Origin of the sequence: Methanocaldococcus sp. (genome assembly GCF_024490875.1) — an archaeon.
In the GTDB taxonomy this organism is placed as follows: domain Archaea; phylum AGJL01; class Methanococci; order Methanococcales; family Methanocaldococcaceae; genus Methanocaldococcus.
Genome location: NZ_JACCLX010000042.1, coordinates 18,777 through 35,208, shown reverse-complemented (window position 1 = coordinate 35,208; position 16,432 = coordinate 18,777). Strand labels below are relative to the sequence as shown.

General features: G+C 29.2%; 16 protein-coding genes. 11 read left to right on the top strand and 5 right to left on the bottom strand.

Translation table 11 applies throughout. The features are described from left to right. Nucleotides 1-42: 42 nt before the first annotated feature. The 3 genes from HZY31_RS07725 to HZY31_RS07715 all read left to right on the top strand — a co-directional run bounded on the left by HZY31_RS07725 (nucleotide 43) and on the right by HZY31_RS07715 (nucleotide 4,165). Nucleotides 43-1,434 (top strand): lactaldehyde dehydrogenase, encoded by a 1,392-nt coding sequence (locus HZY31_RS07725; RefSeq protein WP_297318833.1) that lies wholly within the window; start codon nucleotides 43-45, stop codon nucleotides 1,432-1,434. 16 nt (nucleotides 1,435-1,450) lie between these two features. After that, entirely contained in the window at nucleotides 1,451-2,947 is a 1,497-nt protein-coding gene (gene mmp3 / locus HZY31_RS07720) for a methyl-coenzyme M reductase-associated protein Mmp3 (RefSeq protein WP_297318832.1), read from the top strand. A 114-nt stretch (nucleotides 2,948-3,061) separates the two neighbouring features. Beyond that, the gene (locus tag HZY31_RS07715; protein ID WP_297318831.1) at nucleotides 3,062-4,165 is read left to right on the top strand and encodes a tryptophan--tRNA ligase; all 1,104 of its coding nucleotides are present in this window, start codon (nucleotides 3,062-3,064) and stop codon (nucleotides 4,163-4,165) included. Here the strand turns inward: HZY31_RS07715 and HZY31_RS07710 are convergent, their stop codons facing one another. Then, complete coding sequence (locus HZY31_RS07710) at nucleotides 4,166-5,524, bottom strand: AIR synthase-related protein (RefSeq protein WP_297318830.1); 1,359 nt, start codon at nucleotides 5,522-5,524, stop codon at nucleotides 4,166-4,168. Nucleotides 5,525-5,784: 260 nt separating this feature from the next. Between HZY31_RS07710 and lonB the strand changes: the two genes are divergently transcribed. Genes lonB through fucA form a run of 3 tightly spaced genes read left to right on the top strand, consistent with a single transcriptional unit; the run spans nucleotide 5,785 to nucleotide 8,609 of the window. Further along, nucleotides 5,785-7,749: an ATP-dependent protease LonB gene (gene lonB / locus HZY31_RS07705; RefSeq protein ID WP_297318829.1), complete on the top strand. Its 1,965-nt coding sequence runs from the start codon at nucleotides 5,785-5,787 to the stop codon at nucleotides 7,747-7,749. 18 nt (nucleotides 7,750-7,767) lie between these two features. Further along, a complete protein-coding gene (locus tag HZY31_RS07700) occupies nucleotides 7,768-8,052 on the top strand; it encodes a hypothetical protein (RefSeq protein WP_297318828.1) in 285 nt (94 codons plus the stop codon). A gap of 8 nt (nucleotides 8,053-8,060) precedes the next feature. Continuing rightward, complete coding sequence (gene fucA / locus HZY31_RS07695; RefSeq protein WP_297318827.1) at nucleotides 8,061-8,609, top strand: L-fuculose phosphate aldolase; 549 nt, start codon at nucleotides 8,061-8,063, stop codon at nucleotides 8,607-8,609. 10 nt (nucleotides 8,610-8,619) lie between these two features. Here fucA and HZY31_RS07690 read toward each other — a convergent pair whose 3' ends face one another. Next, entirely contained in the window at nucleotides 8,620-8,901 is a 282-nt protein-coding gene (locus HZY31_RS07690) for a UPF0147 family protein (RefSeq protein WP_297318826.1), read from the bottom strand. Nucleotides 8,902-9,025: 124 nt separating this feature from the next. Here HZY31_RS07690 and glmS point away from each other — a divergent pair, with 124 nt between their 5' ends. Together glmS and amrB are read left to right on the top strand one after the other, a co-directional pair. After that, entirely contained in the window at nucleotides 9,026-12,037 is a 3,012-nt protein-coding gene (glmS, locus tag HZY31_RS07685) for a glutamine--fructose-6-phosphate transaminase (isomerizing) (RefSeq protein ID WP_297318825.1), read from the top strand. A gap of 97 nt (nucleotides 12,038-12,134) precedes the next feature. Beyond that, nucleotides 12,135-12,998 (top strand): AmmeMemoRadiSam system protein B, encoded by an 864-nt coding sequence (gene amrB, locus HZY31_RS07680; RefSeq protein WP_297318824.1) that lies wholly within the window; start codon nucleotides 12,135-12,137, stop codon nucleotides 12,996-12,998. A 24-nt stretch (nucleotides 12,999-13,022) separates the two neighbouring features. Here the strand turns inward: amrB and HZY31_RS07675 are convergent, their stop codons facing one another. The 3 genes from HZY31_RS07675 to HZY31_RS07665 are packed head-to-tail and all read right to left on the bottom strand — an operon-like array spanning nucleotide 13,023 to nucleotide 14,108. Next, nucleotides 13,023-13,229 carry a DUF6485 family protein gene (locus HZY31_RS07675; RefSeq protein WP_297318823.1) on the bottom strand — a complete coding sequence of 69 codons (207 nt, stop codon included), beginning with the start codon at nucleotides 13,227-13,229 and terminating at the stop codon, nucleotides 13,023-13,025. A gap of 9 nt (nucleotides 13,230-13,238) precedes the next feature. After that, nucleotides 13,239-13,694 (bottom strand): methanogenesis marker 5 protein, encoded by a 456-nt coding sequence (locus HZY31_RS07670; RefSeq protein WP_297318822.1) that lies wholly within the window; start codon nucleotides 13,692-13,694, stop codon nucleotides 13,239-13,241. Between the two features lie 24 nt (nucleotides 13,695-13,718). Continuing rightward, nucleotides 13,719-14,108, bottom strand: coding sequence for a DUF2111 domain-containing protein (locus HZY31_RS07665; protein ID WP_297318821.1), 390 nt, complete (start codon nucleotides 14,106-14,108; stop codon nucleotides 13,719-13,721). Between the two features lie 94 nt (nucleotides 14,109-14,202). Here HZY31_RS07665 and HZY31_RS07660 point away from each other — a divergent pair, with 94 nt between their 5' ends. From HZY31_RS07660 to mptD, 3 genes are read left to right on the top strand one after another with little or no spacing between them, the layout of a single operon-like run. Then, complete coding sequence (locus HZY31_RS07660; RefSeq protein ID WP_297318820.1) at nucleotides 14,203-15,105, top strand: carbohydrate kinase family protein; 903 nt, start codon at nucleotides 14,203-14,205, stop codon at nucleotides 15,103-15,105. A 20-nt stretch (nucleotides 15,106-15,125) separates the two neighbouring features. Then, on the top strand, nucleotides 15,126-16,061 hold the full coding sequence (nadA, locus tag HZY31_RS07655) for a quinolinate synthase (RefSeq protein ID WP_297318819.1): 936 nt from the start codon (nucleotides 15,126-15,128) through the stop codon (nucleotides 16,059-16,061). 1 nt (nucleotide 16,062) lies between these two features. Further along, entirely contained in the window at nucleotides 16,063-16,431 is a 369-nt protein-coding gene (mptD, locus tag HZY31_RS07650; RefSeq protein WP_297318818.1) for a dihydroneopterin aldolase, read from the top strand. Nucleotide 16,432 lies beyond the last annotated feature (1 nt).

Sequence of the window (16,432 nt, the reverse complement as noted above, 5' to 3'; positions counted from 1 at the left end):
TTATATAAATAGATTTAGTTAAACCCTTAGTGGTGAAAATTTATGTTTATAGATGGAAAGTGGATAGATAGAGAGGATTTAGAAGTTATAAATCCCTACACCTTAGAAGTTATTAAAAAGATACCTGCATTGAGTAGAGAAGAAGTTAAAGAAACTATAGATAATGCTGAAAAATATAAGGATGTCATGAAAAATCTTTCCATTGCTAAGAGATACAACATTTTAATGAACATTGCTAAACAAATTAAAGAAAAAAAAGAAGAACTATCTAAAATATTGGCAATTGATGCAGGAAAGCCAATAAAACAGGCAAGAGTTGAGGTTGAGAGAAGTATAGGAACCTTTAAATCAGCGGCTTTTTATGTTAAGGAGTTTAGAAATGAAGTAATTCCTTCAGATGATAAGTTAATTTTTACTCTCAGAGAACCTGTTGGTATAGTTGGAGCGATAACTCCATTTAACTTTCCTTTAAATTTATCAGCACATAAGATAGCTCCAGCAATTGCCACAGGAAATGTTATTGTTCATCATCCATCATCAAAAGCCCCTCTTGTTTGTATAGAGTTAGCCAAAATAATAGAAAACGCTTTAAAAAAGTATAATGTTCCCTTAGGGGTTTATAATTTACTTACTGGTAATGGAGAGATTGTTGGAGATGAAATAGTTGTTAATGAAAAGGTTAATATGATATCATTTACTGGAAGTGTTAAAGTTGGAGAATTAATAACTAAAAAGGCAGGTTTTAAAAAGATTGCATTAGAGTTAGGAGGAGTTAATCCAAATATTGTTTTAAAGGATGCTGATTTAAAAAAGGCTGTAAATTCATTAATAAAAGGAAGTTTTATCTACGCTGGACAAGTATGTATTTCAGTCGGAATGATTATAGTTGATGAAAGTATATCTGACAAATTTATAGAGATGTTTGTAAATAAGGCTAAAAAACTCAATGTAGGTAATCCATTAGATGAAAAAACTGATTTAGGACCATTAATAAGTTTAGAGCATGCAGAGTGGGTTGAAGAAATTGTTAAAAAATCTATAAATGAGGGAGGAAAACTATTATTAGGAGGTAAAAGAGAAAAGGCAGTATTTTACCCAACAATATTAGAGGTTGATAAAGATAATATTTTATGTAAAACTGAAACATTTGCTCCTGTAATTCCAATAATTAGGGCTAAGGAGGAGGAGATGATAGACATAGCCAACAGTACAGAGTATGGATTACATTCAGCAGTATTTACTAAAAATATTAATAAGGCATTATACTTTGCTGAAAACTTAAAGTTTGGTGGAGTTATTATAAATGACTCTTCACTATTCAGGCAAGATAATATGCCTTTTGGAGGAATTAAGAAGAGTGGGTTAGGTAGGGAAGGAGTTAAATATGCAATGGAAGAAATGAGTGATATAAAAACAGTGGTAATTTCAAAATAATTATTACGGTGGAACTATGACTAAGGTTATAGTTAATGGAAAAGAAAAAGTAGGAAATACTTTAAAAGATGTTATAAAGGATGAATATTACAAAAAAGGGACAAATATTGTTATAATAAAAGGAGTTAAAAAAGAGGCAGAGAAAATTCCCAAAAAGTTCTTAATTAAAACTACCAAGGGAAATATAACAATTGCGATAACTGAAAATAACGAAACTGCTAAATTTTTCATAAATAATTATAAAAACTTCGTAAAAAAACTTAGATGGGTTAGTGGTATAGATGTGGCATTTGGTTCTACAAGAATTGATTTAGAAATATCAACTGAACCAAAAGAATTTAAAAAATGGGATGTTGTATTGAGTATATCAGGTTTGGATAAAGATGAGGGGCATCTTGTATTTGTTAAGAGAAAAGGAGAGGCTATTTATGGTTTAAAAGAACCAAAAATTGGAATTGTTGTAGGAGGTAAGTGGGTTATTGATAAACTAAATATTGGAGATGAAATTATTGATATAGAGCCAATTAGAGAGGAAAAAGAGGCAGTTGATTACTTTGTAACAACAGATTTAAATACAAAGTTGGAAGATGGTTGGAAGATTTATACTTACTTTACTGCCGAATTTGATGGAACACCCTCAGCAGTTGAACACTGTTTGGCACTTATGGAAGATGGAATATTTGAAATTTCTGAAAATACTAAAACATACATTGCAGATTGTAGATTACAAACCTTAAAAATTGAAGAGGGTAGTTTAATAGATAGAGATAGAGGAACTATAACTGTAAGGAATTATGGAGTAGGAGAGGGGAAGGTTTATATTTATAAAGAAAGTAGAAGTTCTTCTCTATCTCATACAGTTGTTGGAAAAGTTAAAGAAGGAATTGAACTTATAGACTTCTCAGACTCTGGAATTTTGTCAGTAAAGACAGTTCCAGAAAGGTTATGTGCTATTGGTTTAACCATAGATGAAGCAGAGGAATTATTAAAAAAATATAATATAGAGGTAGAAAAAGAGGGAGATTTAGAAAATGCTATTGTTGTTGAACAAGAGCCTGAATATACTTTGGATGTATTAAAAAAGAAAAAAGTTAAAATCACTGGGTTAAATAAAAACAAGATAGTAGTAATAGAATTATTTGAGGATAAGGCTCCAATAACTACATGGTATTTTAGGAAAACAACTGGATTAACTACTAAGAGAGTAGGAAAACTACATGTTTATTTTAAACACAAAGATGTTATTATGTTTAAAGGAAATCCTGACTATGCAAAAGGTTTATTGCCAGAAAATACTCCAAAAGAAAAAGTTGAAAAATACTACATTGGAGTATCTAATATGGTTAGTAGATATAAAGGAATGATAGGTGTAAGATTTAAAGATAGTGATAAATTTGGACCTACTGGTGAAAGTTTTGAAAAAACAAACATCATTGGAAGAATCGTTGAAAATGCCGAGTATTTAAAAAATGTTAAACATGGAGAAGATGTCTATATACTATTAAAAAAGTAGAATAACATCTAAATTTTTTTCTTTTAAGTCTTGTTTTAATTAAACTATTTTTATATTTTTATAAGTTTTTAATCTAATAATTGTTAATTAGTTAGAAAACAAAAGGTGAAATTTATGGAATTAACGCCATGGGAAACACCGGCAATTATAGATTATAGAAAAACAATGGAACAGTTTGGAATAAAACCAATAAAAGATATTTTAAAAGATTTAAAAGATGAACATCATTTTTTTAGGAGAAATATTATACTCGGACATAGAGATTTTGAAAAAATAGTAGATGCAATAAAAAACAATAAAGAGTTTGCTGTAGTTAGTGGAATGATGCCCTCTGGAAAAATGCACTTTGGGCATAAGATGGTTGTTGATCTATTAAAATATTATCAAAAATACACTGACAATATAAATATTCCTATAGCAGACTTAGAGGCATACTGGGCAAGAAACATGAGTTTTGAAAAAACTAAAAAACTTGCTTTAAATGAATATATAACCAACTATATTGCCCTTGGATTGGAGCCAGAAAAAATAAATGTATATTTACAGTCAAAATATCAAAAAGTTAAAGATTTGGCTTTAATTTTATCTAAAAAAACAAATTGGAGCGAAATGAGTGCAATTTATGGATTTAAAGGAGAGACAAATATAGGACATGTGATTGCTCCAATAGTTCAAGTTGCAGATATACTACATCCTCAACTCGACGAAAATTTAAAGCCAGAACCGAAACCAGTTGTAGTTCCAGTAGGGATTGATCAAGATCCACATATAAGATTAACAAGGGATATAGCTAACAGAGCCAAAGAATTTAAATTTATTCCTCCCTCATCAACCTATCATAGATTTATGACTGGATTATTAGGAGGAAAAATGAGTTCTTCGAAGCCAGAGACAGCAATATTTTTAACTGATGACGAAGAAACTGTTAAAAAGAAAATATTTTCAGCTAAAACTGGCGGTAGAAAAACTTTGGAAGAGCATAAGAAATATGGAGGTATTCCAGAGGAATGCGTCATTTATGAATTATTTTTATACCACTTAATTTTAGATGATAATGAACTTTTGGAAATTTATAGAAAATGCAAAAGTGGAGAATTAACATGTGGAAAGTGTAAAAAAATGGCTTATGAAATGGTTGTAAAATTTTTAAAAGAATTAGAGGAAAAGAGAAAACAAGCAAAGGAAATTGCATTAAAAATATTAGAGAACAAATACTAATTATTTTAATTTTTCTCTACTCTTTAACATTTTAACCACAAAATCCTTCTTTTTTATTGCTTCATCACACGCTTTTCTAACTTTTTCTTTCATTTCTTCAAAGTTTTCAGGTTTTTTTTCACCAACAACCTTTTTTACTGGTGTATAGGCAGATTCTCTAAACATTGGCTTTAAAGGTATTCTTTTGTTTTCTTCAATTAAATAACTCTCGTTCCCTTTTTCAACATATCCAACCTCTATGGCTCCAGTAACTTTTTTTATCTCATTGGCATATTCTTCTGGACAAATTATCATTAATGAGTCAGTAGAAACTCCTAATGGGTCTATATTCAATGCTTCAAGCATTTTCAAGACCTTTGGATTTATTGTTTTATATACTTTATCTTTATCAAAAACTAACGAAACATTTGCTGTCTTTGAAATTTCATAGGCATCTCCTCTTAAACCACCATTAGTTACATCAGTCATCGCGTGAATCTTATTAACTAAATTGTTTTTAATTAAAGATTGACACGCCTTTATAAAATCTACATTTAAAGTTTCATAAATAACATCAAACCATCCATAATATAAAGCGGTTGTTGTTATTGTTCCCCCACCACTACCCTCTGTCATCAATATAATGTCTCCAACCTCTGCATTTCTTCTGGCAGTAGGTTTTCCTTCTTTTATAACACCTATTGCACCAACAGCACTAACTAATCTTTCCCCAATAACCATATCTCCTCCAACTCTTAAAGTGCTCCCTCCAATTAAAGGAACATTGACTGCTTCAGATACAGCACATATTCCAGCAGTGAAATCAAATATTTTTCCAACATCTCCGTCATCTGCCAAATGAATATCACTAATTAAGGCAACAGCCTCTGCGCCCATAACATAAACATCCCTTAAAGCCGCTCTCGTTACATGAAAACCTCCTAAGAAAGGGAAATCACTCAATCTTGAATGAGTTCCATCTATTGCCGCAACTATATATTTTGAATTATCAACTTTAACTATTCCAGCATCATCTTGTTCTTCTGTTGAAACATATGCCTTAACATTTGTACTTTTTACGATTCTTGCTATTTCTCTATGAACAAAAAAATCTCCTTCTCCTCTACTACCAACTCCCATTTTTCCCATTGTAACCTTTGACTCTGGATATCTCAATAAATTTTTTAGATTATCATCCTTAATCTCCTTAAATTTTTCAGTAGTTTTTACCTCTTCCAATATTGCTTTTATAAATTTTTTTGCAAATTCCTCATCAATATCTTCTTTAATCTCTAAAATTCTCTTAAATCCATCCTCAATAATTTTATTTTCAGGAATATTTTTCTTTAAACATCTTCTAACATATCCTTCCAAATCCATTTTCTCACCAAAATATTTTTATATTTGTTTATATAAATAGCAAAAATGCTTAAATATTACATTTAGTATTTTAATAGATTTATAGAAAAATAATATAGAAAAATAATATAATAATCTAATTTTAAGAGCAATATTATATTTAAAGATTTAAATTTAAAGTTAAGGGCTATTTATTTTAAATATATTAAAAACAATTTTAATAATTTAACTAATATTTTTCAAAATATTGTATTATCTGAAAAATTAAAGAAGGTGTTATTATGTTTTCAATAAAATTTAAAACTACGGAAGAATTGCCTGAACCCTCCCCAAGACTTATTGATCAGGTTATTGGACAAGATGAAGCCGTTAGGATTATTTTGTCAGCAGTTAAAAATAAAAGAAATGTTATTTTATTAGGAGAACCGGGAGTTGGAAAATCAATGATTGTAAAGGCAGTTGGAGAAATTCTACAAGATTTTGGAGATTTTACCCCTTACTATGTAATAGCAAAACCTAATTTAAAAAATATGGAGAGACCTATTGTAGAAGTTATTGATGGAGAATATAAAGAGGATACAAAAGAAATTCCTAAAATTGATTTAAAAACTTCTAATCCAATGACTCTAATTTTAATAATGGTTGGGGCTATTCTTCTATCACAGTATTTTTTAAAAAGTATGCCTGAAAATTATTTACTTGCAGCAGTAACAGTAACATCTTTAATTGTATTAATATTTGGATTTGTTATAATATTAACAAGTCTAATGGGGGCTTCAAGATCATCAATGAGTAATACTTTAAGTCCAATGGATTTAAAACCAGTTCTATTATATGAATGCAAAAAAAGACCTCTTGTTAGGGCAAGTGCATACAATGTAACGAGATTATTGGGAGATATTAAGCACTGTCCATTAGGTGGAAGACCTCCATTAGGAACTCCTCCACATAAGAGAATTATATTAGGAGCTATTCACGAGGCTCATAGAGGAATTTTGTATGTTGATGAAATAAAAACAATGCCCTTAGAAGTTCAAGATTATATATTAACTGCATTACAAGATAAATGTCTCCCAATTAGTGGAAGAAATCCAAACTCAAGTGGGGCAACTGTAGAAACTAATCCAATTCCATGTGATTTTATTTTAATAATGTCTGGAAATATGGATGATGTTTATAATTTAAGAGCCCCTCTATTGGATAGAATTGACTATAAAATTGTTTTAAAGAACAAAATGGATAATACCTTAGAAAATAGAGATAAGATTTTACAGTTCATTGTTCAAGAAATAAAAAATAACAATTTAAATCCAATGACTTATGATGGATGTTGTGAAGTAGTTAAAATTGCTCAATACTTAGCTGGTTCTAAGGATAAATTAACATTGAGGTTAAGATTACTTGCTAACATTATAAAAATGGCAAACGATATAGCAATGGGTAAAGAAATCGAAGAATTATTAGGAAACTTTGATGAAAAAGGTAATTACAATCCAGAGACCAAAAAAGATGAGCATAAAAAAGTATATATCACTGCTGAGCATATTAGGAAGGTGTTTGAATCTGGAATTTACAGTATGGAGAAACAGGTAGCAATAAACTACATTAAAAACTTTAAGAGATACAAACACATAGTGCCTAACGATACACCAAAAGTTGGGGTAGTATATGGATTGGCAGTTATAGGAGTTGGAGGAATTGGAGATGTAACCAAAATTATAGTCCAAATATTAGACTCAAAGAATCCAGGAACTCACTTATTAAATATATCAGGGGACATTGCAAAACACTCAATAACTTTGGCATCTGCATTATCAAAAAAACTCGTTAGTGATGGAAAACTTCCACTACCTAAGAAAGATATAGATCTAAATAATAAAGAGATTTATATCCAATTTAGTCAGTCATACTCTAAAATAGATGGAGATAGTGCTACAGCGGCTGTTTGTTTAGCAATAATATCTGCTTTATTAAATATCCCATTAAAACAAGACTTTGCTATTACTGGAAGTTTAGATTTAAATGGAAATGTATTGGCAATTGGAGGAGTTAATGAAAAGATAGAGGCGGCAAAGAAATATGGGTTCAAGAGGGTTATAATTCCAGAGGCTAATTTAATTGATGTTATAGATAGTGAGGGAATAGAAATTATTCCAGTAAAAACATTGGATGAAATAATTCCTTTGGTGTTTGACTTAGATTCTATAAAAAATACAAAAACTGAAATATCTAAAATTGCTAAATAAATAATAAAAAGTGCTATTATGGACGAGAGAGAAATAGAAGAAAATATTAGAGTATTACATAAAAAAATTTTGGAATTAGAAAAAAGAGTAGATGCTAAACTAAAAGAGAATGAGAAAAAGATTGATGAAAAAGCCAATAAAATACTAAGTCAAGAAACTATATTAATTTTCGGATTATATTTAAAGATTATGGACGATATTAAAAAAAATTTAAAAATGATTCGTATTAACATAATACTCTTAGAAATTTTAATTATTTTTCTATACATTGCCGTTATAATATTAATGTTAAAGATATTTTAAGTGAAACTATGAATAAATCTCTATTTATTGAAATCTGTAAAAGATTATATGATAGAAAGTATGTAGTAGGTAGTGGAGGGAATGTTTCAGTTAGAGATAAAAATATAGTTTATTTAACACCAACTGGCTCTATTTTAGGATTTTTAAAAGAAGAAGATATTGCTATAATGGATTTAGATGGAAATGTTATAAAAGGAAATCCAACCTCTGAAAGAAATCTCCATTTAATGATTTATAAAAAAAGAAAAGATATAAATGCAATAATTCACACTCATTCAATTGTCTCTACTTTTTTATCAATAATAGACAAAGAAATAGAAATATTAACAGCAGATGGAAAAGTATTTTTAAAGAAAATTGGATATGTTGATTATTACAAGGCAGGGAGTTTAAAATTGGCAGAAGAAACTGCAAAAAGAGATGAAGATGTAATAATATTAAAAAATCATGGTGTAGTTTGCTTAGGAAAGGATTTAATTGATGCCTATATAAAAGTAGAAACCTTAGAGGAGCAGGCAAAACTAACTCTTTTAAAATTTCTTGTAAATAATAAATAAATTTTTTTGATTATTTAACTCTCTCTAATTCACTAACTATACTCCATATCTGTGTCCTTGTATGAAGTGGCATATTAGGATCGTTACTAATTTCATCCAATATATGAATTGCAGTCGCACTCCTTACAATTGGTTCTTCATCCTCTTTTAAAATAGTCTCTTTGGCCTTTTCTGCTGCTGCTCTAATGTTTCTTGGAACAGTAGTATCATTAATTATCTCATCTAACATTAATACAACATCTTTTAATATCTCTTCAGGAGTTTTTTCTCTTGCCGCACTACCAAACACCATAACACCCACCTCACAATTTGATATTATTTATCTAAATTACATCAAATAATATATATCAAACTTATTATCTAAATTATTACTTATTTATTGTTAAGAAATATTTAGGCTTATCGGTGATAATGTTATGTGTGGAATTATTGGATACATAGGAGATGAAAAGGCGTCAAAGATTTTACTGAATGGTTTAAAAAGATTGGAATATAGGGGATATGACAGTTGTGGAATTGGTGTTATTAACAAAGATATGTTAATTATTAAAAAGGATGTTGGAAAAGTTGATGAAGTATCTAAAAAAGAAGATTTTTTAAGTGTTGAGGGTAATATAGGAGTAGGACATTGTTTGCATCCAGATACCTATATTATTCTATCAGATGGAAGGATAAAAAAGATTTCTGAAATTGATGATAAAGATGAAGTTGTATCAGTTAATTTTGAAGATTTGAAACTATATAACAAAAAAATCAAAAAGTTTAAACATAAAGCACCAAAGGTATTATATAAGATAAAAACACCTTTTTCTGAACTTATCACAACTGGAGAACATAAACTGTTTGTGGTAGAAAATGGAAGGATAGTTGAGAAATGTGTTGAGGATTTGAATGGTAGTGAGTTAATTGGTATAGTAAGGAAGTTAAATTATAATTTTAATGATAAAGTTGAGTTTAAGGATATTATAAATCCAATCAAATTCCCAAAAACCCCTACTCCCGAATTAATGCAAATTGTTGGTTATATTATTGGAAATAGATGCTCTTCAAATAGAATGTTGAGATTAAAAGATGAAAGAAAAGATGTCTTGGAATATTACAATAAACTATTTAATAATGTTTTTAACTTAGAAGGAAATATCAAAAAAGATAATGGTTATTACATATTGGAGATAAATAACAAATACTTGGTGGATTGGTTTAAAAAGAACATTCCAGAGTTGTTAAATAAAAGAACTCCAGAATTTGTATTTAGATTAAATAATGATTTAGTTGCATCATATTTAAGGGGAATATTTGATGCAGAAGGTTATATAGGAGTTGATGCTAAGCAAATTGGTATAGGAATGACTTCTGAATGTCTTATAAAAGAAATTCAGTTCTTGTTGTTGAGATTTGGAATTTTAGCATCATATTTAAAAAATGTATATAAACTTCTTATAAGTGATAAAAAATCCTTTGAATTATTTAAGAAATACATTGGCTTTAACAAAATGGAAAAATTAAACAGTATATTAAACAAAATGAAAGGTCTTAACTTTAAGTATATTTCAGTTCCAATGACTAAAAAAGAAATAATAGAATTTGTAGGCGTTTCATTAAAAACAATAAAAAGTGAAGATAACTATTGCACTGATTACACAATAGAAAAGATTATTAAAGAGTTAAATAGTAGAGGATTATATGACAAAGCAAACTATATAAAAAAATTTTTAAATGGAGATGTAGTTTGGACAAAATTTGAGATTGAAAAGATTGAGTCAGATGTTGAGTATGTTTATGATTTAGATGTTGAAGATTATCACAACTTTATTGGAAACCTAATAATTAATCATAATTCAAGATGGGCAACGCATGGTAATGTAAGCAAAGAAAACGCTCATCCACACACTGATTGCAATGATGAAATAGCAGTGGTTCATAATGGGATAATTTCTAACTATAAAGAATTAAAGGAGGAATTAATTAAAAAAGGACATAAGTTTAAATCAGATACAGATACAGAGGTTATTCCTCATTTAATTGAAGAAGAATTAAAGAAATTTGAATATATAAATGAAGAAAATTACATAAAAGCCGTTAAAAATGCAATTAAAAAACTAAAAGGAACTTATGCATTAGTTATAATAAATAAAAACTTTCCAAACCTATTAATTGGAGCAAGAAATGAAAGTCCTCTAATTTTAGGGGTTGGAAATAATAGTTATTATTTAGGTAGCGATGTTACAGCATTTTTAGATTATACAAATAAGGCGATTCCATTAGAAGATGGAGATATTGTTATAATTAAAAAAGAAAATGATAATTATAAAGTTGTTATAGAAAATGATGGAAAAATTGTAAATAGGGATATAATAGAAATTGATTGGGATATTACATCGGCTGAAAAGATGGGATATCCTCACTTTATGTTAAAGGAGATTATGGAACAGCCAGAAGTTTTAAAAATCTCTGCTAAAATATCCTCTGAGGAAATTAAAAAATTGGCAGAGTGGATAAAAGATTATGAAAGGGTTTATTTTGTAGCTATGGGAACATCATTACATGCGGCAATGGTTGCTGAATATCTATTTTCAAAGTTAGGAAAAGTTGTTATTGCCTGTGATGCATCAGAGTTTTTAAATAAAGGAGTGGTAGATGAAAAAACATTGGTTATAGGAATTACTCAAAGTGGAGAGACTTATGATACTTTAAAGGCTTTAAGATTCGCTAAGAAAAATAAAGCTAAAACAGGAGTTATAGTAAATGTTATTGGAAGTTCTGCAACAAGAGAGGCGGATATAACCATTATGATGGGTGCAGGAATTGAGATTGCTGTTTGTGCTACTAAAACTTACACTTCTCAATTAATGATAATTTATAGATTGTTTATAGAGTATGGAAAACTTATTGGTAGGGATATGAGTAAATATGAAAAGGAAATTGAAAAAATCCCTGAATATGTAAGAGAGGTTCTAAATAAAAAAGATATAATTAAAAATATTTCTCAAAATCTAAAAGTAAATAATTACATATTTATATCTAAGGGGATAAATATTGTTAGTGCATTGGAAGGGGCTTTGAAGTTTAAAGAAATTACTTATTTACATGCAGAGGGAATGAGTGGAGGTATGTTAAAGCATGGGACAATATCATTAATAGATGAAAATATGGATACAATAGCAATAGTGCCACCAAGAAGTTCCTCAGTGTATGAGTCATTATTATCAAATATTGAAGAAGTTTTAGCAAGAGGAGGAAAAGTAGTGGCTATAACACCAGTTGAAATTGATAATACATATAACATATTAGTTCCAGAAGTTATTGAGGAAATTTCTCCAATTGTATATGCTCCTGCATTTCAATTGTTAGCATACTATAAGGCAGTTGAACTTGGAAGAGATGTCGATAAACCAAGAGGTTTGGCTAAGAGTGTTACAGTTGAGTAGTTAGTTAAGAAATCACACCACAAATAATTATATAATTAATAACAAAAATATTATTATATATTCCATTAAAAAATTTACAACATATGTGGGGATGATTATGACAAATATAAGATACCCAGCAGTTGCAGGAATGTTTTATCCTTCACATCCTAATGAACTTATTGAATTAATAGAACAATGTTATTTACACAAATTTGGTCCAAAATCTATGCCAGTTCGTGGAACTTATAGGAAACCTATTGGATTACTATGTCCTCATGCAGGATATATATACTCTGGCCCTGTAATGGCACATTCATATTATGAGTTATCAAAAAGAGTAGATACTATTGAAGAAATTACAGCTGTTATTTTAGGGCCTAATCATACAGGATTAGGTTCGGGAGTTAGTGTTATGGATGGTGTATGGAGAACGCCATTAGGAGATGTAAATAGTGATGAAAAATTTGTTGAAGAACTTTGGAAAAAATGTGATATTATTGACTTAGATGAAACAGCTCATTTAAATGAGCATTCTATAGAAGTTCAATTACCATTTTTAAAGCACTTAGAATTATTAAATATTGCCAAGTTTAAAATAGTCCCAATATGTATGATGTTTCAAGATTATGAAACTTCTATCGAAGTAGGATATTTTATTGCTAAAATTGCTAAAGAGTTGAATAGAAGAGTTGTAATAATTGCCTCATCAGATTTAAGTCATTATGAGCCACAAGAAATCGCTACAAAAAAAGATGCTATTGTAATTAAGCACATATTGGAAATGAATGAAAAAGATCTATATGAAGATGTCATAAACTACAATATATCAATGTGTGGATATGGACCAGTAATAGCAATGATAAGGGCAATGAAAATATTAGGAGCAACAAAATCAGAACTTCTGTGTTATGCTACTTCTGGGGATATAACAGGAGATTATTCAGCAGTTGTTGGATATGCCTCAGCAATTGTTGAATAAAAATAAAAAATAAAATATAATAATTTAAATTTTTCCTTCTAAAACAAGTTTTGCAAAAGTTTCAAAACTTCTATCATAGGTTTTTTCTACATCAGGTGGGAAACAGCATGCTGGTAACTGTCTATTTTTTAAATGATAATGCAAACATTCACAACACATTCCCTTTTTAGAGCATGAAGGATAACTGCAATTACATCTTTTTAAGTTTATTTCTTTATTTGGACAATCCATTCTATCACCTTATTTTTGATTATTTCCTTCTTCTAAACTTTTTAAGAAATTTGCTATTTTATTTACTAAGATTTCTGCCTCTTCTTCATTTGTAGGATATTTAACTTTTAAGGTAGGAATATTCTTTCTTCTAACTAAGTATAGAGTTAGTTCATTGGTTCTTTGACATCCAATACATCCAAAGGCAATAGGTGCATCTTCCATTATTATAGCTGCCTCAGCCTCTTCAATCAAAGGACCAATTAAAGCCATCCTTCCTCTAACACCAGAAGGCACTTCAACAGCGGCATACTTTAAACCTTGCTTAGGAACTTCATCAGTTATGTTCATAGGAGGGCTATCTATTTCTGGATTTCTAACTAAATTTCCTATAACTATATTTAAATTCAATGGCTTGTGTCCAAATCTTTCAACTAAATCAGTTAATATTAAACTATTTGGAGGATATATAAATATTTTTTTCATTACATCACCTTAAAATTTTATTATTTATTTTGGGAATGCATCTTCTGGTAAGAATTTATAGAGTTCAGGTCTTCTTGCAATGGTTAATATGTCTTCAAATATTCCTGCTGTGATATCTACAACTCCTACTGCACCAACTATATTATTTTCATTGTCCTTTATAGGAGTTACTATAACTGGTAAGCCAGAATAAGGCCCTAAAATAGGCGTGGCTTTAATAACTTCGCCTTTTTCAATTGCTACCTTTAAAACATATCCTTCATAGTTTGTATCTACAACATCCCCTTTTTCTAACCTAACTCCTGGTTTATTTTTACTTCTCATAGCTACTGGAAGTTTATTTACTAACATATGAATAGATTTGGCTATTGGTATTAAATCCTTTGCTTCAGAATTTTCAGATATGCATATCATATTATCTCCCCTATAATTTAAGTTAAACATTTAAGTAATAGTTTGTTTCTACTAAAATATTAAATTAACTATGTCAATTTTTATTGGTGATAAAATGGAAAAAATTACTTGTGTTGGTCATACAGCCCTTGACTATATATTTAATGTAGAAAAATTTCCAGAGCCCAATACATCAGTTCAAATACCCTCTGCGAGAAAATACTATGGAGGAGCGGCGGCAAATACTGCGGTAGGCATAAAAAAACTTGGAGTAGATTCTGAACTTTTATCCTGTGTTGGATATGATTTTAAAAATAGTGGGTATGAAAGATATTTAAAGAATTTAAAAATAAATATTTCAAAACTTTACTACTCTGATGAAGAGGAAACTTCAAAAGCGTGGATATTTACAGATAAAGATAATAATCAAATTACTTTCTTTTTATGGGGAGCGGCTAAGCATTATAAGGAAATAGACCCACCTAAATTCAATACAGAAATAGTTCATATCGCTACAGGAGACCCTGATTTTAATTTAAGATGTGCTAAAAAGGCTTATGGAAATAATTTAATTTCTTTTGACCCTGGTCAAGATCTACCACTATATTCAAAAGAAAGTTTATTAGAAATTATTGAACATACAAACTTTTTGTTTATGAATAAGTATGAATTTGAAAAAGCATCTAAGTTATTAAACTTTGACATTGAAGATTACTTAAATAGAGTAGATATTCTCATAGTTACTAAAGGCTCTAAGGGTAGTGTAATATATACAAAAGATAAAAAAATAGAGATTCCTTGCATTAAGGCAGAGAAGGTTGTAGATCCTACAGGAGCAGGAGACAGTTATAGAGCAGGATTTTTATCTGCATACATTAAAGGATATGATTTAGAAAAATGTGGTTTAATTGCTTCAGCAACTGCCTCCTTTGTAGTTGAGGCAAAAGGTTGCCAAACGAATTTACCAACTTGGGATATGGCTATCGAAAGATTAAAGAAATATGGTTTTAGAATATAAGAAGATAAAGAGGGATATGTATGAAAGATAAAGAAGAGATTATAAAAAACATAAATAAATTAAAAGAGGAAAAAAATGCCATAATATTGGCTCACAATTATCAACCAAAAGATATTCAAAAAATAGCAGATTTTTTAGGAGATTCTTTAGAGTTATGTATTAAAGCTAAAGAAACAGATGCAGATATAATAGTATTTTGTGGCGTAGATTTTATGGCTGAAACTGCAAAAATATTAAATCCTGATAAGAAAGTTTTAATGCCAGAAATTGAAGGAACTCAATGCCCAATGGCTCATCAACTACCTCCTGACATCATAAAAGAGTATAGAGAAAAGTATCCAGATGCTCCATTGGTTGTTTATGTAAATACTACCGCTGAAACTAAGGCGTTGGCAGATATTACATGTACTTCAGCAAATGCAGATAAAGTAGTTAATTCCTTAGATGCAGAGACTGTATTATTTGGGCCAGATAACAACTTAGCATACTATGTTCAAAAGAGAACTGATAAAAAAATCATTCCTATCCCAATAGGTGGGGGATGCTATGTTCATAAAAAATTTACTCTTGAAGACTTAAAGAGAGTTAAAGAAAAATATCCAAATGCTATTGTTTTAATTCATCCAGAATGTAATCCAGAACTGCAAGATAACGCTGATTATATAGCAAGTACAAGCGGAATGCTAAAAATCGTTTTAAATTCTGACGAAAAAGAGTTTATAATTGGAACTGAGGTAGGGATGATAGATAGAATTGAACTCGAACTTGAAAAAATTGGAGAGAAGAAAGTGTTAATTCCTTTAAGAGAAGATGCTATATGTAATGAAATGAAAAAAATAACCTTACAAAAGATAGAAAAAAGTTTATTAGAGGAAATATATGAAATAAAATTAGATAAAGATATTATAAAGAGAGCAAAAGTAGCAATTGAGAGAATGCTTAATATTAAGGGATAAAATGAGAGTTGAAAATAGTGAAATATTTGAAAAATATTTTAAAAATTTATCAGATAGAGAGAGGGCAGTATTTGAAGGAGGTATTACTCTTGGGGCGTTATTTCACCAATTTGTTGGAACTCCTGTAAGTAAAAAAAATAAAGAATTATTAGAGAGGGCTATAGAGGAATCTATGAAAAATCAACCTTTTGTATATGACATGAAAGTAAAGATTAAAAATTTAGAAGAAAAATATGTTTCATTAGATGGGAAAATGTTAAATGTAGATTTAAAAATTAAAGTAAATAATGTTATTGCTCACTTAAAACTTGAATACATCCCAGAGATTGACTATCCTTTGATGTATGTGAAAGATTTTGAAGAAAGGTGAG

Bases quoted from the DNA above. Each gene is read 5' to 3' on its own strand.
- HZY31_RS07675 (WP_297318823.1), bottom strand. From the start codon at position 13,229: ATGGATTGTCCAAATAAAGAAATAAACTTAAAAAGATGTAATTGCAGT.
- glmS (WP_297318825.1), top strand. From the start codon at position 9,026: ATGTGTGGAATTATTGGATACATAGGAGATGAAAAGGCGTCAAAGATT.
- fucA (WP_297318827.1), top strand. From the start codon at position 8,061: ATGAATAAATCTCTATTTATTGAAATCTGTAAAAGATTATATGATAGA.
- HZY31_RS07665 (WP_297318821.1), bottom strand. From the start codon at position 14,108: ATGATATGCATATCTGAAAATTCTGAAGCAAAGGATTTAATACCAATA.
- HZY31_RS07710 (WP_297318830.1), bottom strand. From the start codon at position 5,524: ATGGATTTGGAAGGATATGTTAGAAGATGTTTAAAGAAAAATATTCCT.
- HZY31_RS07715 (WP_297318831.1), top strand. From the start codon at position 3,062: ATGGAATTAACGCCATGGGAAACACCGGCAATTATAGATTATAGAAAA.
- HZY31_RS07725 (WP_297318833.1), top strand. From the start codon at position 43: ATGTTTATAGATGGAAAGTGGATAGATAGAGAGGATTTAGAAGTTATA.
- HZY31_RS07690 (WP_297318826.1), bottom strand. From the start codon at position 8,901: ATGGTGTTTGGTAGTGCGGCAAGAGAAAAAACTCCTGAAGAGATATTA.
- lonB (WP_297318829.1), top strand. From the start codon at position 5,785: ATGTTTTCAATAAAATTTAAAACTACGGAAGAATTGCCTGAACCCTCC.
- nadA (WP_297318819.1), top strand. From the start codon at position 15,126: ATGAAAGATAAAGAAGAGATTATAAAAAACATAAATAAATTAAAAGAG.
- HZY31_RS07700 (WP_297318828.1), top strand. From the start codon at position 7,768: ATGGACGAGAGAGAAATAGAAGAAAATATTAGAGTATTACATAAAAAA.
- HZY31_RS07660 (WP_297318820.1), top strand. From the start codon at position 14,203: ATGGAAAAAATTACTTGTGTTGGTCATACAGCCCTTGACTATATATTT.
- HZY31_RS07670 (WP_297318822.1), bottom strand. From the start codon at position 13,694: ATGAAAAAAATATTTATATATCCTCCAAATAGTTTAATATTAACTGAT.
- amrB (WP_297318824.1), top strand. From the start codon at position 12,135: ATGACAAATATAAGATACCCAGCAGTTGCAGGAATGTTTTATCCTTCA.
- mptD (WP_297318818.1), top strand. From the start codon at position 16,063: ATGAGAGTTGAAAATAGTGAAATATTTGAAAAATATTTTAAAAATTTA.
- mmp3 (WP_297318832.1), top strand. From the start codon at position 1,451: ATGACTAAGGTTATAGTTAATGGAAAAGAAAAAGTAGGAAATACTTTA.